Raw genomic sequence first — 17,902 nt, 5'->3', positions numbered from 1 at the left:
TTAAGAAAGGGTAATTAAGCAATGTATATTTCGCGAATTGCCCTTGATGCATTTCGTTCTTGGAACCATATAATTTGTGATTTCAACCCTGGAATAAATGTTATATATGGCAATAATGGTTTAGGAAAAACCAATATTGTAGAAGCATTAGAAGTTACTGGTACTGGAATAAGTCACAGAACATCTTCAACATTGCCTCTTATTAAAAAAGGCTATGAAAAATCAATAATAAGAATAAATACCATTAATAATGATATAAATTATAAAAAAGATGAAACAAATACTGGCTTAAGTAATATTGCATCTTTAGAAAGTAATTTAAATCAAACAACTTATGAAATAGATCTTTACGTAAAAGGTTCTAATAGAGCACATATAAATTCTGGTAAAGCATTATATGTTAAAGACATTGTTGGATTATTGCCAATAGTTTCTTTTACTCCAAGAGACCAATTTCTTATAATTGGTGATCCTAATGTTAGACGTACTTTTATCGATCAAGCTGGATCTTTGTTAGTACCAAATTATGTGCAATTATTGCAAGAATTTAAACATATTTCTAAACAGCGTGCTGCATTACTAAAAAATATTAGAGATTTTTCATACAAAAATCAGACAGTTTCATTATCCGGATTAGAAATTTGGACTGGTAAATTTATTGAAAGTGGTATTAACTTAACAAAAGCACGCCAAGAAACTGTGCAAATTATTAATAAATATTTCAAAAATATAATTAAATCTTTTACTAATGAAGAAAATACGGAAATAATATATGTTCCTTCTTTTGAAGAAGTACTATTTGAAAAAAAGAGTGATGAAAATGTTGAAAATAAAAACGAGCTTTTTTCTAAAATAAGTGAGCATTTTCAACGTATTTATGATGGAGAGCTAGCTAGAGGATGCAATCTTATTGGCCCTCATCGTGATGATATTGACTTTGCTATTAATAATATTTCTGCTAAAGATTTTGCTTCGAATGGTGAATCTTGGACAATTGCAATAGCTTCAAAAATGGCATTATGCAAGGCATTAGAAGAAAAAAATAATGATAAACCTATTGTTATTCTCGATGATGTATTTGCACAACTTGATGAAAACAGGCGTATAAGAATATTAAATTTTGCACTTAATCAAGGTCAAGTTTTTATTACTACTTCTTCTCTTAGCGACATTCCTAATAAAGAATATATTAAAAAAACAAATCTTATAAATATTGGAAAACTATTAGAAAAAAATAATGAAATTAATAATTTCAGTGAAGAGCATAATAATATTTTGCTTGATGTAATAGAACAAAGAAAAAATAAGCAGGAGGAAAAATAATGATTCCTGTTAATATTCTTTTAAAAATTGATACTCGAAAATTACCTGCAATTATTTTTGATCCTATTAATAGAAAAGCTGAACGCGAAAATAATCGTGAAAAAAATGCAGAACAAGCTTGGGAAAATTTTGGAAAACCTGGTAGAGATCCTAAATCATTCTGTGGTATTTTAAAAAATTTTGCTTCTGAAAGTAATTGGAATAGTCAACTTTCTATAGCAAAATTACGTTCTTCTTGGCATAAAGTAGTAGGGGAAAGTATTGCAAAACATTGTGAAATAAGTCAAGTTGTAAATGGCGTGCTTATTGTTCGTGCTCAATCAACAGTTTGGGCAACTCAACTTTCTTATTTAATTCCACAATTAAAAGAAAAAATTAATAATAACCTTGAAAATATTGAAATAAAAGAAATTAAAGTTATTGGTCCAACAACGAGTGGATTAGGATTTTTAAGAAATAAATTTTAATAATATTATTATATTTTTTAAAAATAGTAAAAATGCCTATTTCTGAAGAGAGGTCATAGTATGTGTGTAGAATGTCATGTATTATGGCTAAAACGCTAGAATCCCCTTTTATGTGCTTTCTGGCATATGTTGGCTCTATAAATGCCTTTTAATATGAGGCAATTTGTGAAGGGACCTAAAGTGGCAAACACGGAAGATAATTCGATGGATAATGCCGTCGAAGAGCATAAACTCGATGATGCTCAACTCGATGATTCACTTGCTCCTGAACATTATGATGCGAGTGACCTTCGTGTTCTAGAAGGATTAGAGGCAGTTCGTATTAGACCAGGCATGTATATTGGTTCTACTGGTCCTCGTGGATTGCATCATTTGGTTTATGAGATTGTTGATAATTCTGTTGATGAAGCTTTGGCAGGATATGCTTCGCATATTGAAGTAACAATTTTGCCTGATAATGCTATTCGTGTTGTCGATGATGGTCGAGGTATTCCAGTAGATGAAGTGCCAGGCGAAGGTGTTTCTGGTGTTGAAACAGTTATGACTAAGCTTCACGCTGGCGGTAAGTTTGGTGGCGGCGGTTATGCTGTTTCTGGTGGTTTACATGGTGTAGGTATTTCTGTTGTTAATGCACTTTCTACTCGTGTAGAAATTGAAGTTCGTCGTCAAGGATTCCACTGGACTCAAACTTATGTTGATCAGCATCCAACTGCTCCTTTGGCAAAAGGTGAGCCAATGACAGAAGGAGAATCTACTGGAACTTCTGTGACTTTCTGGCCAGACGGAACAATTTTTGAAACAACAGTTTATGATTTTGAAACCTTGCGTTCTCGCTTCCAGCAGATGGCTTTCTTAAATAAGGGTTTGAAGATTTCTTTAACTGATTTACGTAAGCCAGATGAAGCTGGAGATGAAGTTGCAGGTGATTCCGAATCTTCTAGTGAAGAAAAGCATAGAAGCGTAAGCTACCAGTATGAGCATGGTATTAAAGACTATGTTGATTACTTAGTTAAATCTCGAAAAGCTGTTCCAGTAGAGCCAGATGTTATTGACTTTGAGGCTGAAGATCTTGAAATTGGTATTTCTGCGGAAATTGCTATGCAATGGACTGTTGCTTATTCTGAAGCAGTTCACACTTTTGCTAATACTATTTCGACTACTGAAGGCGGTACTCACGAAGAAGGATTCCGTGCAGCGCTTACTACTTTAGTTAATCGTTATGCTCGCGAAAAGAATATTTTGAAAGAGAAAGATACTAATCTTTCTGGTGATGACGTTCGCGAAGGCTTAACAGCAGTTGTTTCAGTAAAGCTTACAACTCCACAGTTTGAAGGTCAGACTAAAACAAAGCTTGGCAATTCTGAAGCTAAGACTTTTGTGCAAAGAGTCATGACTGAAAAGCTTGGAGATTGGTTTGATGCTCATCCAAATGAAGCAAAAAATATTATTCAAAAAGCTATAGAAGCTTCTCGTGCTCGACTTGCTGCTAAAAAAGCTCGCGAAAATACTCGTCGCAAGTCTATTTTTGAAACTGCTGGAATGCCAGATAAGTTGAAGGATTGCCAGTCAAGTAATCCTGAAGAATGTGAATTATTCATAGTCGAGGGTGATTCTGCAGGTGGCTCAGCAATTCAAGGTCGCGATCCTATTACGCAAGCAATTTTGCCTTTGCGTGGTAAGATTTTGAATACTGAACGCGCTTCAATCGACAGAATGATGAAGTCTGAAACTATTGAATCCTTAATTACTGCTGTTGGTGGTGGTTATGGAGAAGACTTCGATTTAAGCAAGGTTCGATATCACAAAGTCATTATTATGGCTGATGCTGATGTCGACGGTGCTCATATTGCTACTTTGAATTTGACATTATTCTTCCGCTATATGCGTCCTATGATTACTGCAGGATACGTTTATGTTGCTATGCCACCTTTGTACCGTTTGAAGTGGAGCAAGGGAGCACATGATTTTGTTTATACGGATGCTGAGCGAGACAGAGTTTTGGCAGAAGGTAAAGCTGCTGGTCGTCAACTTCCTAAAGGTGAAGGTATTCAGCGATACAAGGGCTTGGGTGAGATGAGTTATCAGGAGTTGTGGGAAACAACAATGGATCCTGAGCATCGTATTTTGAAGCAAATTCATATTGAAGATGCTGCTCGAGCTGATGAAACATTCTCCATGCTTATGGGCGATGAAGTAGAGCCTCGTAGACTCTTTATTCAAAGAAATGCTCATGATGCAAGGTTTATTGACGCTTAAAAGTATTAATTTATTCGAAAAGATAAAAAGAAAAAACTTTAATTTTTATAAGATTAAGAAGGAATTGAAGTGGTAGACGAAATAAACTCCGCTCGTGATGATGCTGAGCGAGATCAGCTTCCAGATGGTTCTATGGAACCACAGAGCCCTCAGGAAGCAGATAATACTGATTATGGCTTAATGAAGGGTGCTCGCGTAAAGAACATGGATTTGCAGCAGGAAATGCGCGAATCTTATTTAGCTTACGCATTATCTGTTATTGTTGAGCGTGCTTTACCAGATGTTCGTGATGGTTTAAAACCTGTTCACCGTCGTGTTATTTATGCAATGTATGATGGAGGATACAGGCCTGATCGCGGATATAACAAGTGTTCTCGCGTTGTCGGTGATGTTATGGGTAAGTATCACCCTCATGGTGATTCTGCTATCTATGACACTTTAGTGCGTATGGCTCAGTCTTGGTCAATGCGCTATATGCTTGTTGATGGTCAAGGAAACTTTGGTTCTCCTGGTGATGATCCTGCAGCAGCAATGCGTTATACGGAATGCCGTATGGCACCGTTGGCTATGGAAATGGTACGAGATATCGATAAAGATACCGTTGATTTCCTGCCAAATTATGATGGTAAAACTCAAGAGCCTACGGTTTTGCCAGCTCGTTTCCCGAATCTTTTAGTTAATGGTTCTGCTGGTATTGCTGTTGGTATGGCAACCAATATTCCACCTCATAATATGCGTGAAGTGGCTGATGGTGTGCACTGGGCGTTGGATCATCCTGATGCAAGCAAGGAAGAACTTCTTGAAGCTTTAATTCAGCGAATTAAAGGACCTGATTTCCCTACTGGAGCAACAATCTTAGGTCACAAGGGAATTGAGCAAGCGTACCGTACAGGCCGCGGCTTAATTACAATGCGCGCAGTAGTTAATACTGAGGAAATTAAGGGACGTATGTGCTTGGTTGTAACTGAGCTTCCATACCAAGTTAATCCTGATCGCTTAGCTGCTTCTATTAGGGAGGCTGTGCGCGACGGCAAGATTCAAGGCATTGCAGATATGCGCGATGAGACGTCTGGTCGTACAGGTCAGCGTTTGGTTCTTGTTCTTAAGCGTGATGCTGTTCCAAAAGTTGTTTTAAATAATTTGTATAAGCATTCGCAATTGCAGCAAACTTTCGGCGCAAATATGCTTGCTTTGGTTGATGGCGTTCCTAGAACTTTGAGTTTGGATGCGTTTATTCGTCATTGGGTAACTCATCAGCTTGAAGTAATTGATAGGCGTACACGTTACTTAAAGCGTGAAGCTGAAGAGCGAGATCATATTTTGCAAGGCTATTTGAAAGCTTTGGATATGATTGATGAAGTTGTGGCTTTAATTCGTTCATCTAAAGATGTTGAAACTGCTCGTACTGGTTTAATGAATTTGCTTGATGTTGATGAAGTTCAAGCGGATGCCATTCTTGCAATGCAACTTCGTAGACTTGCAGCTTTGGAACGTCAGAAGATTCTCGACGAGCATGAAGATTTGATGATTAAAATTGCTGATTACAACGATATTTTGGCAAGCCCAGAACGTCAGCGCAAAATTGTTGGCGATGAACTTGATGAAATTGTTGCAAAATATGGTGATGATCGCAGAACTAAGATTCTTCCATTCTCTGGTGAAATGAATGTTGAAGATCTTATTGCTGAAGAAAACGTTGTTGTAACAGTAACTCGCGCAGGTTATATTAAGCGTACTAAGGCAGACGAGTATCGTGCTCAACACCGCGGTGGTAAAGGCATTAAGGGTGCAAAGCTTCGTGAAGATGATGTAGTTGATCACTTCTTCTTAACTTCTACACACAATTGGTTGCTCTTCTTTACTAATCGTGGTCGAGTTTATCGTCTGAAAGCCTACGAACTTCCAGAAGGATCTCGCGATTCTAAAGGTCAGCATGTTGCTAATTTGTTGCAATTTACTCCTGGAGAAACAATTCAAGCAGTGTTATCAATTCCAAATTATGATGTTGCTAAATATTTGGTATTGGCAACTCGTTCCGGGAAAGTTAAGAAAACTGCATTGCAAGAGTATGATTCTCCACGTCAAGGCGGTTTGATTGCTGTACGTTTGATGGCAAATGAAGAAACAGGTGAACCTGTCGACGAGCTTATTGGTGCAGCTTTGTGCAATTCAGAAGATGACATTATTCTTGTTTCTAAGCTTGGAATGAGTTTGAAGTTTAGAGCAGATGATGAACAACTTCGACCAATGGGTCGTCAGACTGCCGGCGTTCAGGGTATGAGATTCCGTGAAGGTGACGAATTACTCGATATGGACGTTGTTGCGGCAGAAACTAGTAAAGATCTTCTTGTTGTTACTAATGAAGGTTTTGCTAAGCGAACTGCTATTGAAGAGTATCGTTTGCAAGGAAGAAACGGCTACGGTGTTAAAGCTGTTCAACTTGCAGAGGGTCGTGGTTCATTAGTTGGAGCTTTGATTGTTGAAGAAACAGATCAAGTAATGGCAATTATGAAGTCCGGTAAGGTAATTCGTTCTGACGTTAATGAAGTGAAGCGCACTGGTAGAACAACTCAAGGCGTAACCTTAGCTAAGCCGGATAAAGGCGATGAAATTATTTCTATTGCCCGTAATGAAGAAACGGATGACGAAGAAAATCAATTAGAAGAAAAAGAAGCTACTTCAGAAAATGAGGAAGCTTAAGAAACTTCTTATGTGGAATAATATTAATAATATTATTCCACAAAAATTTGAGAGTACTAATAAAAACTGTTCTAGTCTGTTTTTATTGGTACTCTCATTGGTATAATGACACTGATTATAGGCAAATTAATAAGAGAAGGAACACTGAGATGAGCGAAAATTTTGAGCCATCGCAAAATCCGATGAATATGAATGAGGAATCTGCAAGATTTTTGTCTAATGACACAGAATTATCTGCAGAAAAAATGGTTCCTTCTAAGGAAGTTAATTATTCAAGTGAAGAAAATAATTTTGATGAAATATCTGGTAATTCTTCTTTAGGAAATATTGTTAAAAATTCATCATCTTCTGGACGTGTTAGTGGTAGTTCCAATACGTATCGTCGTACAATTGGTGGTGCTGCTTCATCTATTTCCAATAAATCAAATGCAACAAAATCGGGACGTGTTCCGCGTGCTCGTCGTATGAGTCTTTCTTTAGTAAGAGTAGATGCATGGTCTGTAGCAAAAGTAACATTCCTTTTAAGCGTTGCAGGAGGAATTATTCAAGTTATTGCTGCAGGTTTAGTGTGGTTGTTCTTGAATATGATTGGTGTATTTGATCAAGTAACGCAGATTGTTTCTTCTACTGGTTTGGATAGTAACGGTTTTAATCTTGCAGATGTGTTCTCACTCCCAACAGTATTAAGTACTGTGACTATTTTTTCAATTGTAGAAATAATTATAATAACCGTATTATCTGCAATAATTGCTCTTCTATATAACGTTGTTGGTTCATTAGTTGGAGGAATTCACATTACTTTAGGTGACGACTGATAGTGTGAATAATTTAGCTTTGGATAATAAAATTCCCACTGTTTACTACGAAGCAGTGGGAATTTTTTATAAGAAAAATAAGAAATTAACGTTTTACTAGTTCGTCACGAATATCTTGTAACAGTTGAATAGTTTTTTCTTCACGCTCTTTTCTTTTTTCTTCTTCAGTTTTTTCATGTTCAATTTGCAACAAATCTGCACCAATTTCACGCAATTTATTAATAGGTAAAACAATGCAGAAATAAACTGCTGTAGCAACAATAAGGAAATTCAATAATGCTCCAATTACTGCGCCAAAAGAAATTGTTGCACCATTCATACTAATAGTTAGAACACCATTAAGTTCTGGCTTTCCAAAAATCATTGCAATAAGAGGATTAATAATATAATTAACTATCGTTGTTACTACTGAAGTTACTGCACTACCCATAACAACACCGACAGCCATGTCGATTACGCTGCCTCGTAAAATAAATTTTTTAAATCCTTTTATCATTAGTATTTTCTTCCTTTTATATATTATTGAATATTAGATTGTGAGTTAGAATCTAATATTTGTTCTTCGTAAGTAGATTTGTCATTATTTCTGTTGTCAATATATAAATTATGTCGCTGGAACGAGCGCAAAATTGTAACAGAAAGTAGTGGATATATAATTGCTGCAGCTAATACATCCGTAGGGAAATGAGCAGCGACAATAATACGTGAAACAGCAACTATAACAACAAGAATTGCGCTAAAAAGTAATCCAAATTGAATTGATGATGGTTTATTGATGTAAAGAATCAACATTGCCATAACGCAAACTGCTACAGCTGCTGAAGTGTGTCCACTTGGGAAACTTGGATCAGTTGGTAATTTAATATTCAAACCAATGTACGGACGCGGACGATTTACAGCAAATTTAACTGCAAAAATGTAAATCATAGGAAGAAGCGAAATTAAAAGTTGAATTATTGTCATCTTCCAATTTTTATTTATAAATAATGAAAGCGCTGCTAATAAAACAAGTATTGCTATGCAACCCTTAGTTGAAAAAACTAAAGCTAATATTTTTGAAATACTGAGAATTACAGAGGGAACACTCTTGTGGAACCAAGAAACTATGGATGATTCATAAGTGCGCTCTTTACTAGTAACTAGTAGTGCTTTTCCTAAGCACGGAATAACAACTGCGAGTAATAGTGTAAAAATAGTAGCGGAATTTCTAGTGAAAACCGATAATCCGCTGTGATTATTGTTATTTTTCTGCATCATACTTGTTAAGATTACACGCACAATGATGTAAATGCACGTTGGAGAGTACGAAATAATATGTATAAAAAAGAAAATATATTAGAAGAAAAGCGTGTGGTAGTTGAACACCGTACCCGGTGACGAGTACTATGATGAACAGATAGAAAGGGTTTACCATGAGCGTGTTTGACCGATTTGAGAAGAGCGTGGAAGGTGCAATGAACAGCGTCTTCGCAAAATTCGGCTCCAAAGATTTGCAGCCAGTCGATTTTTCGAGTGCTTTGGAACGTGAAATTGACGCTGAAGCCATGCCTATTGGCAGAGATCACACAGTTGCTCCAAATGAGTACCGTTTTAAGCTGAGTACGCCTGATTTTGATCATATTGAACAATGGGGTAGTGAAGCATTAGCTAATGAGCTTGCAGATAATCTTACTCAATATGCTAAGAGTCAGCATTATGCTTTCGTAGGACCTGTAGTTGTTATTTTTGAAGAGGATTTGGAATTAACTAAAGGTAATTTCCATTTGACATCTGAATCTGTTCAGGGTAATGCTGTTCCTGTTACTACTGAGGATCAATCGCAGAATCACCCGATGCTTGAAATTAATGGTAACCAGTACTTGCTTACAAAGGATCGTACTATTTTAGGACGTGGGTCTGGTTGCGATATTGTAATAGATGATCCAGGTATTTCTCGTCATCATCTTGGTATTGATATAACTCCTGACGGTGTTATTGCTCGTGATCTTGGATCTACGAATGGTACATATGTAGAAGGTCATCAGGTTCCTGCAGCAACATTGGTTGATGGCAACACTATTACTATTGGTCGTACGCGTATTCTTTATTGGGCATCGTCTCAAGACCAGGAGTAATAAGTATTTCCGAGCTAGGAGACGATAACGCGCATGATGTTTACTGAATTAACGTTTGCAATACTTAAGTATGGCTTTTTAGTCTTACTTTGGATTTTTGTATGGTGCGCTATCCGTTCGCTTCGCTGCGATATTGAAGTATTTAGTCCTAAAAAATCTCGTTTTTGGAAGAAAAGTTCTCGTCGTAATTCTCGTGAAGCAAAGTTTTCACAAGTTATGCAAGTGCGTGAGACGCCAGTATTTGCCAAAGCAGAAAATCAAGAAAATACATCCGGTTCTCCAACTTTGTTAGTTGTTATTGATGGACCTTTGGCAGGATCTTCATTCCCATTGAACGCTGCTGGTGTGACTCTTGGTCGTGCTGCTTCTAATACAGTCGTATTAAATGATGAATTTGTATCTTCACACCATGCTCGTGTTTATTTTAATCAATCAGTTAATTCTTGGGTTCTTGAAGATTTAGGTAGCACAAATGGAACCATGATTGGTCATAATCGTGTTACTGAGCCTGTTATATTAGCTCCGCGTACTTCTGTGCGAATCGGCGCAACAATGTTTGAATTGAGGTAACAAATGAAACAAATCAATTCAAATAACGAAGAAGAAATTCAGACCGCAGTTACTGGGCAAATAGAAAAAATATCATCTATAACAGATAAAAATGATATTAAAGAAAATCGCGCAAATTCTGTAGAAAAAATACTTTTTATGTATGCTACGGCTGTCAGTGATGTTGGAACTGTTCGTAGTAATAATCAAGATTCTGCATTTGCTGGTGAACATTTAGCTGCAATTTGCGACGGAATGGGTGGTCATGCTGGAGGAGATACAGCTTCTACTATAGCGATTCGTTCTCTTGCACATATTGAACAAGATTCAAGACCGCATGATGTTAAAACTGTTTCTTCAATGATGGAAACATCGATTATGGCTGCTCATGATGCGATTGTTGGTAAAGCTAAGCGTGAGCGCCGTCTTGCTGGAATGGGAACGACAGTTACTGCAGTAACTCTTGTAAGAGGATACTGGGTTCTGGCTCATTTAGGTGATTCTAGAGCGTATCTACTAAGAGATAATCATCTTATGCGCATGACTACTGATCATAGTTATGTTCAGCATTTGATTGATACAGGTCATATTACGCCTGAAGAAGCGCGAAATCATCCTCAACGAAATGTTGTTATGCGAGTACTAGGTGATTTTGATATAGATCCTCGTCCTGATATTGCTTTGCGTTCAGCTCATCCTTCTGATCGTTGGCTTCTTTGCTCTGATGGATTGTGTGGAGTTCTTGAAGATTCAACTATTCAAGATGTGATGAGTAGTATTTCTAATCAAGAAGAATGCGCTCAAAAATTAGTATCTATGGCACTTCGTGCTGGTAGTACAGATAATGTTACAGCCGTTATTGCAGATGCAACGCTTGCACTTGATGCTGATGCATTTGATCTTCCGCATCAAACTCCACTTATTGGAGGAGCTGCAAGTAAGGATCTCGAGTCAATTGCAGATATCGTAAATAAAGCAGTAGCTTCAGCACCGGCATTGCGCGAAGATAAGAATTCACCAGCTCAAAGAGCAGCTGCGCTAGCTCAAGATGATGATAATTCTAAAAATCCAGATGAAGGAACAATATCTATTACAAGAATTGTGCAACCTTCACACATTCGTGAAGAAGTTGGAGAATTACATACACCTGACACTAATGAGATCCCTATAGTCAAAAAAAAGAATGGTAAAGTTTCAACAGATCCTCATGATCCAGATGTTGCTCGTGCTGTTAAACATGAGCAGGATGAGGCACATCGTGCTCATTCATTGAGGCGTAGATGGACTCGCATAGGCATATCTTTGGGAATATTACTAGTATTATTTGTTATTTCTGGAGTAGGCTACGGAGTATATGCGTGGACTCAAACGCAATATTATATTGGAAAAGACAGTAACAAAGTTGTTATTTATCAAGGAGTGCCAACAAATATTTTTGGTATTGCATTATCTCACAAAGTGGAATCTACTGACATCTCTGTTAATAAACTAGATAAATCTTGGCAGGATCAATTAAAAGAAGGTATTAGTTTTGGCAGCTTAGTTGAGGCTCGTGGTCATGCTTCGTTAATTCGTCGAGAAATGCGTGCGCGAGAACAAGAAAAACTTAATGAACAGAATCAAAAGAAATTAGAAAATAAAATAAATAAAAATAAAGATAACGCGAAGCAAGGGGGTAAAACCTCATGAATATGATTGCTACGCGTATCAGACAGATAGCATTGTTGCTTTTTGCAACATTGCTTTCTGGCATGGCATTTTTACAGATGTTTTTCCGTATTGACGGTTATATTTCTGCTAATTATGCAGCAATGTTGATTCTCGTTATGGCACTGTTTTTCGTATTTTGGGGTGTTCTTCTTGTTAAACAGCCATATGCAAGTCAAGCTATTTTACCTTGTATTATGCTTTTAACTGCAATTGGAACAGTTCTTATAGCTAGAATCGATAGGCAAAATAATACAAATGTTGCAATAAAACAAATGGTGTGGATTTGTGCAGCATTAGTATTATCAATTATTTTCGTTATTCTTTTGAAAGATTATCGCATTTTAAGGCGTTTTTCTTATGTGAATATGGTTATAGGCTTGATTCTTTTGCTTTCACCTATGGTTCCTGGATTAGGTAAAGAAATTGGTGGAGCGAGAATTTGGATAGGTTTTGGAGATCACACAGTGCAACCAGGAGAGTTTGCTAAGCTTTTCCTGTCATTCTTCTTTGCTGCGTACCTGTTTAATCATCGTGATCGACTTGCTGTAGGTGGAAATAAGGTTTTGGGAGTTCACCTTCCTCGCTTACAAGACATGGGACCTATTGCTTTAGTATGGGCAGCATCAATGGGTGTGCTTGTTATCCAGCATGATCTTGGAACGTCATTGATGTTTTTCGCAATGTTTGTGTCAATGTTGTATGTGGCAACAGGTCGCAGAGGATGGATTGCTGTTGGGGGTATTGCTTTTGTAGCTGGATGCTTGATGGCAGTAAAGTTATTCGCACATGTGCAATATCGTGTGGATTCGTGGCTTCATCCATTTGATAATGCGGTTTATAATCGTTTCCCTGGTGGCTCAGCGCAAATTGTATCTGGATTGTTTGGTTTGGCTGCTGGAGGAACAACCGGAACAGGTTTAGGACAAGGTCATCCTTCTATAACACCGCTAGCTAATTCTGATTTTATTTATGCTTCTGTTGGTGAAGAGCTTGGTCTTACTGGGCTTCTAGCCGTATTGGTTTTGTATTTAATTATTATTGCATCCGGAATGATTACTGCAATGAAAATTAAAGATGGCTTTGGAAAATTATTAGCTTCAGGGCTTGTTTTTACTATGGCTTTCCAAGTGTTTACTGTTGTTGGTGGAATTACTTTGGTTATTCCATTAACCGGTTTAACTTTGCCGTATATGGCAGCTGGAGGTTCTTCTTTAGTAGCAAATTATTTGCTTGCATCTTTGCTTATTGTTATTTCTCACGCTGCAAATAAACCTGAACCTGCTCCTGTTTCCGATACTTTCCAATACGCTGCCTTAGCAGCGTTGCGCGAGCGTGAATTGCAAGAGCGAGCTAATACGAATACAAATAATAGTGAATATAACAATACAGATTATGAAAATAATATAGATGCTTCTGCTGTTATTTCCTCTTCAGAAAGAGGTGATAACAATGAATAAAAGTCTTAGAGAACTTTTTACTGCAGTATTGGTACTTTTTGTAATACTTGGTATTTCAAGTACAATTATTACTTCTATTAAAGCGAATGCTCTAAATTCTGATCCTCGAAATCGCAGAGCTTTATACCATGAGTTTGGCGCTCCACGTGGAGCAATACTTACATCAGATGGCACAGTTATAGTGAAATCTGAACCATCTAAAGATGCTTTTGTGTATCAACGTCAGTATTCTAACGGATTAGTATATGCTCCAGTTACTGGATATTTTTCTATTAGCCAGCGTGCAGATAGAGGAATTGAAGCTTCTCGTAATAGTTTATTAAGTGGAGAATCAGATGCTCTGTTCTGGCAAAGATTCCGTTCATTATTTACTGGAGCAACTAATCGCGGAGCTTCTATAGAAACATCAATTGATTCACGTTTGCAAAATCTTGCTTACAATCTTCTTAAAGGCAAAGACGCAGCTTTAGTTGCAATTGAGCCAAAAACCGGAAGAATTCGCGCCATGGTAAGCACTCCAAGTTATGATCCGAATGATCTTGCTCTTCACAATATTAATGAAGTAAATAAATCGTATGAGAGAATAACATCAGATGTGTCAAATCCTATGCTGAATCGTGCTGTTTCTGAGCTTTATGCTCCTGGCTCTACGTTCAAAACTGTTGTTGCAGCAGCAGCATTAGAATCTGGAAAATACAAGCCTGATACGAAAATACCTGCTGGTGCGAGCTATGTTTTGCCTGGAACCAAGACGTCTCTTACAAATGTCACTTACCAAGCGAATGGCGTTGATGGAAAAATATCTTTTGAGGATGCTTTAGCATATTCGTCTAATACTGCTTTTGCTCAATTGGGTAATTCTTTAGGATCTGACGTAATTGTAAAGCAGGCAAGAAAGTTTGGATTCTTCGATTCGCTGCCTATTGATGGTTCTGATTCTACTGGATTCCCAATACGATCCGTGAAATCTACTTTTTCTATTAAGCCAACTCCAGATAGACTAGCTCTGGAATCAATAGGTCAAGGTGATGCTAAGGTTACACCTTTGCAAAACGCTATGATTGCGGCAGCTATTGCAAATAATGGAACATTGATGAAGCCTACTCTTGTTGATTGTGTAAGATCTAGCGATTTGTCAGTATTGTCACAAACTAGACCAACCGTTATGAACCAAGTAATGAGTAGTGACAGTGCATCTAAATTAACTTCTATGATGCAGGCTGTTGTTACAAAAGAAAATCCTAATCTTGCTTTACCTAATATTCATGTTGCGGCTAAAACAGGTACTGCACAGATTGGAATGTATAATCAAGCTGCTAATGGTTGGGTTATTGGATTTGCTCCTGCTGAAAATCCTAGAATAGCTATAGCGGTTATAGTACATAACACAAGTACATTTGGTAGTTACGCGGCAGGACCTATTATGCGACAAGTGATGGAGGAGGCGCTTAAACAATGAAACTCGTTGAAGGACAGTTAGTTCATCATCGTTATAGACTTGATCGCCGCCTTGCTCAAGGCGGTATGGGAGAAGTTTGGAAAGGCTTTGATATTCAACTTGGGCGAATTGTTGCCATTAAGGCGTTACGTACAGATACCGTAAACGTTGAAGCAAAATTACGTCGTCTTCGTGCTGAAGCGCATAATTCAGCAAATTTAGCGCATCCTAATATTGCAGCATTATTTGACTATTATGAGCACGATGGTATTGGATTCCTAATTATGGAATATGTGCCAAGTAAATCATTGGCAGATTTGTATCATAAAGAAAAAATAATTGATCCTACCAAGTTACTTCCTATTCTTATTCAAACAGCTCGAGGACTTTTTGTAGCTCATTCTCATGGCGTAATTCATCGCGATGTAAAACCTGCAAATATTATGGTTTCTGATACTGGCAATGTGAAAATCACAGATTTTGGTGTGTCATATTCCAGTGACCAAGAACAGATCACTCAAGATGGCATGGTAGTTGGAACAGCTCAATATATTTCTCCAGAACAAGCACAAGGTGAACAAGCTACTGCACAATCTGATATTTATTCGTTAGGTGTTGTGGCATATGAAGGTTTGTGCGGACATCGTCCGTTTACTGGAGCAACGCCGGTAGATATTGCTGCTGCACATGTTAATGATCCTGTACCACCTTTGCCAGAAAATGTTGATTTGCAATTACAACAGTTTATTATGTCTATGCTTGCAAAGAATCCAAAAGATCGTCCAAAAGATGCATTAGTTGTGTCGAAAGTATTATCTCGTATTGAGCGCAGACTGCTAGATCAAGAAACAGCCTTCAACAATACAACAGGAGTACTTTCTACAAATTTGCGACAACGAAGATGTATTAAAAGTATGCCGCAAAACCAAGTAAATATTATTAATATTTTTAATACCAATGATCGCAAGGAGCAGCAATGAATACCACAATGCCCACCTTATTAGCGAATGGTCGATACGAATTAGGGGAGCTTATTGGCCGCGGCGGCATGGCGGAAGTGCGTGTTGCTGTTGATAAGCGCTTAGGTCGTACAGTTGCTGTGAAAATCATGCGTTCTGATTTAGCGAACGATGAGATTTTCCTTTCGCGATTCCGCAGGGAAGCGCATGCCATTGCGCAGATGAACAATCCTAATATTGTGAATATTTATGATTCTGGAGAAGAATCTGTTATAGCAGAAAATGGCTTAGAAGAGCGTTTACCGTATCTTGTAATGGAATACATTAAAGGTAAAACATTACGCGATATTCTAAAAATGAATGGAGCTTTAAGTCAGAGAGACGCTGAACAAGTTATGCTTGGCGTGCTCAATGCTTTAGAGTACTCACACAGAATGGGTATTATTCACCGCGATATTAAGCCTGGAAATATTATGATTTCCGAGCAGGGCATGGTGAAGGTAATGGACTTCGGCATTGCTCGTGCTCTTGACGATTCTGCAACAACTATGACACAGTCTCAAGGTGTTGTTGGAACAGCACAATATTTGTCTCCAGAGCAGGCTCGTGGTGAACAAGTAGATATGCGCTCTGATTTGTATTCTGCAGGATGTGTGCTGTATGAAATGCTAACTGGACGTCCTCCTTTTATTGGAGATTCAGCTGTTGCCATCGCATATCAGCATGTTTCAGAAGTGGCGACACCTCTTAGCACACTTGTTCCAGGCATGCCTGCTATGTGGGACAAGATTTGTGCTAAAGCAATGGCAAAAGATAGACAAAATAGATATGCCACAGCATCAGAGTTTAAGAATGACATTCTAGCGTTTATGAACGGTGGAGTGCCTGTTGCAGCAGCGTTTAACCCATTGACTGATTTAGCTAATATGAAGGCGCGTAAACAGGCTGAACAGGATGCTGCAACTATGGCTATGGGCATGACAGATGGTGCTGCAACTCAATCGTTCAATCCTATTACTGGTCAAGTTGAATCTGCAAATATTGCATTTTCTCCTAGCACGCGCGCGTCACAAAGAGCAACAATGCAAGCGCAACGTCGTAAACGAGTAGTAATCGGATCTATAGTTGGAGTATTAGTAACAGTATTAGTTCTTCTGGGTGTGCTGTTTATGCTCAATCGAAGTCGTGCTACTGGAGATGTTGTAGTTCCAACATTTATGGAGACAACAACGCAGGATGCTGCTCGTGAAAAGTTGCGTGCACTTGGTTTGGTTCCAGATATTCGTGAAGATGATCATTCTTCTCAACCTGAGGGAACTTTTACTAAGCAATCACCGCGTGGAGGTGAGCATGTTGCTTCTGGATCCAAGGTGACTGTATGGTTCTCGGTTGGACCACAATCAACTCGCGTGCCAGATGTAAGTGGTAAAACGCAAGAAGCTGCTCGTAAAATGCTTGAGCGTGCTGGGTTTAAGATTGCTAATGTTCGAGTAGAAGATAGTGCAGATATTAAGAAAGATCATGTAACTCGCACAGATCCTGACGCAGATTCGTTTGCTGATAAGGGTACGTTAATTACTTTATATATTGCATCCGGTTTAACTAAAATTCCTGACGGTCTTGTTGGTCAAAGCAAAGACATTGTGGTTAGCCAATTAGAGAATTTTGGTTTTACTACGGATGTAGTTAAGGAAGATTCAGATAATGTGCCTGAAGGTTCTGTAACTCGACTAAATCCGTCGTCTGGTTCCTCTGTTAAACCACACAGCTCTATTACTGTGTATGTTTCTCAAGGTGCTTCAAAAGTTGAAGTTCCTAGTATAGATCTTGGTACTGTTACCTTCAAACAGGCGAAGAAAATACTTGAAGCAAAAGGTTTGAGAGTAGTATCTGATTCAATGGCAAAAGATGACGATATAGTCATGAGCATGTCTGAGGAAGCAGGAAGCAAGGTTGAGAAGGGCAAAGCGATTACATTAGTTACACGTCCAAGCCTTGGTTCTTCATCTGATTCAGACTGATTTAGATTTGTATTAGATTAAGTCTGTAAAAAATAATGTATATGCTGCTTGTTCTACAAGAAAAGTAGAACAAGCAGCATTTTTGTATCTCTA

General features: G+C 38.0%; 14 protein-coding genes. 12 read left to right on the top strand and 2 right to left on the bottom strand.

Annotated elements, in window-relative coordinates; all coding sequences use genetic code 11:
- Positions 1-21: 21 nt before the first annotated feature.
- The 5 genes from recF (at position 22) to HXT37_RS00320 (ending at position 7,561) form a co-directional block, all read left to right on the top strand.
- Entirely contained in the window at positions 22-1,323 is a 1,302-nt protein-coding gene (recF, locus tag HXT37_RS00340; RefSeq protein WP_421779533.1) for a DNA replication/repair protein RecF, read from the top strand.
- On the top strand, positions 1,323-1,790 hold the full coding sequence (locus HXT37_RS00335) for a DUF721 domain-containing protein (RefSeq protein ID WP_004109579.1): 468 nt from the start codon (positions 1,323-1,325) through the stop codon (positions 1,788-1,790). The genes recF and HXT37_RS00335 overlap by 1 nt, the downstream gene beginning before the upstream one ends.
- Before the next feature lie 180 nt (positions 1,791-1,970).
- Positions 1,971-4,046, top strand: a complete 2,076-nt coding sequence (gyrB, locus tag HXT37_RS00330) for a DNA topoisomerase (ATP-hydrolyzing) subunit B (RefSeq protein ID WP_102703288.1) — start codon at positions 1,971-1,973, stop codon at positions 4,044-4,046.
- 69 nt (positions 4,047-4,115) lie between these two features.
- Positions 4,116-6,746, top strand: a complete 2,631-nt coding sequence (gyrA, locus tag HXT37_RS00325; RefSeq protein ID WP_103013749.1) for a DNA gyrase subunit A — start codon at positions 4,116-4,118, stop codon at positions 6,744-6,746.
- A 245-nt stretch (positions 6,747-6,991) separates the two neighbouring features.
- Positions 6,992-7,561: a DUF3566 domain-containing protein gene (locus tag HXT37_RS00320; protein ID WP_369827461.1), complete on the top strand. Its 570-nt coding sequence runs from the start codon at positions 6,992-6,994 to the stop codon at positions 7,559-7,561.
- Between the two features lie 85 nt (positions 7,562-7,646).
- Here the strand turns inward: HXT37_RS00320 and mscL are convergent, their stop codons facing one another.
- Both mscL and HXT37_RS00310 read right to left on the bottom strand, forming a co-directional pair.
- Positions 7,647-8,057: a large conductance mechanosensitive channel protein MscL gene (gene mscL, locus HXT37_RS00315; protein ID WP_012913695.1), complete on the bottom strand. Its 411-nt coding sequence runs from the start codon at positions 8,055-8,057 to the stop codon at positions 7,647-7,649.
- A gap of 23 nt (positions 8,058-8,080) precedes the next feature.
- On the bottom strand, positions 8,081-8,818 hold the full coding sequence (locus HXT37_RS00310) for a phosphatase PAP2 family protein (RefSeq protein ID WP_103013748.1): 738 nt from the start codon (positions 8,816-8,818) through the stop codon (positions 8,081-8,083).
- 155 nt (positions 8,819-8,973) lie between these two features.
- Here HXT37_RS00310 and HXT37_RS00305 point away from each other — a divergent pair, with 155 nt between their 5' ends.
- From HXT37_RS00305 to pknB, 7 genes are read left to right on the top strand one after another with little or no spacing between them, the layout of a single operon-like run.
- Positions 8,974-9,675, top strand: a complete 702-nt coding sequence (locus HXT37_RS00305) for an FhaA domain-containing protein (RefSeq protein WP_012913694.1) — start codon at positions 8,974-8,976, stop codon at positions 9,673-9,675.
- A 33-nt stretch (positions 9,676-9,708) separates the two neighbouring features.
- Positions 9,709-10,245, top strand: coding sequence for an FHA domain-containing protein FhaB/FipA (locus HXT37_RS00300; protein ID WP_004109549.1), 537 nt, complete (start codon positions 9,709-9,711; stop codon positions 10,243-10,245).
- Positions 10,246-10,248: 3 nt separating this feature from the next.
- A complete protein-coding gene (locus HXT37_RS00295; RefSeq protein WP_116431997.1) occupies positions 10,249-11,913 on the top strand; it encodes a protein phosphatase 2C domain-containing protein in 1,665 nt (554 codons plus the stop codon).
- Complete coding sequence (locus tag HXT37_RS00290; RefSeq protein WP_004109544.1) at positions 11,910-13,391, top strand: FtsW/RodA/SpoVE family cell cycle protein; 1,482 nt, start codon at positions 11,910-11,912, stop codon at positions 13,389-13,391. Before HXT37_RS00295 ends, HXT37_RS00290 begins: the two co-directional genes overlap by 4 nt.
- Entirely contained in the window at positions 13,384-14,850 is a 1,467-nt protein-coding gene (locus tag HXT37_RS00285; RefSeq protein WP_004109541.1) for a peptidoglycan D,D-transpeptidase FtsI family protein, read from the top strand. Before HXT37_RS00290 ends, HXT37_RS00285 begins: the two co-directional genes overlap by 8 nt.
- Positions 14,847-15,809 (top strand): serine/threonine-protein kinase, encoded by a 963-nt coding sequence (locus HXT37_RS00280; RefSeq protein WP_004109538.1) that lies wholly within the window; start codon positions 14,847-14,849, stop codon positions 15,807-15,809. The genes HXT37_RS00285 and HXT37_RS00280 overlap by 4 nt, the downstream gene beginning before the upstream one ends.
- Complete coding sequence (gene pknB / locus HXT37_RS00275; RefSeq protein ID WP_012913692.1) at positions 15,806-17,809, top strand: Stk1 family PASTA domain-containing Ser/Thr kinase; 2,004 nt, start codon at positions 15,806-15,808, stop codon at positions 17,807-17,809. Before HXT37_RS00280 ends, pknB begins: the two co-directional genes overlap by 4 nt.
- Positions 17,810-17,902 lie beyond the last annotated feature (93 nt).

The sequence above is a fragment of the Gardnerella sp. DNF01151 genome, assembly GCF_049244235.1.
GTDB lineage: Bacteria > Actinomycetota > Actinomycetes > Actinomycetales > Bifidobacteriaceae > Bifidobacterium > Bifidobacterium swidsinskii.
The sequence above is the reverse complement of the archived record's forward strand: the minus strand, read 5'-3'. Positions and strand labels throughout refer to the sequence as shown.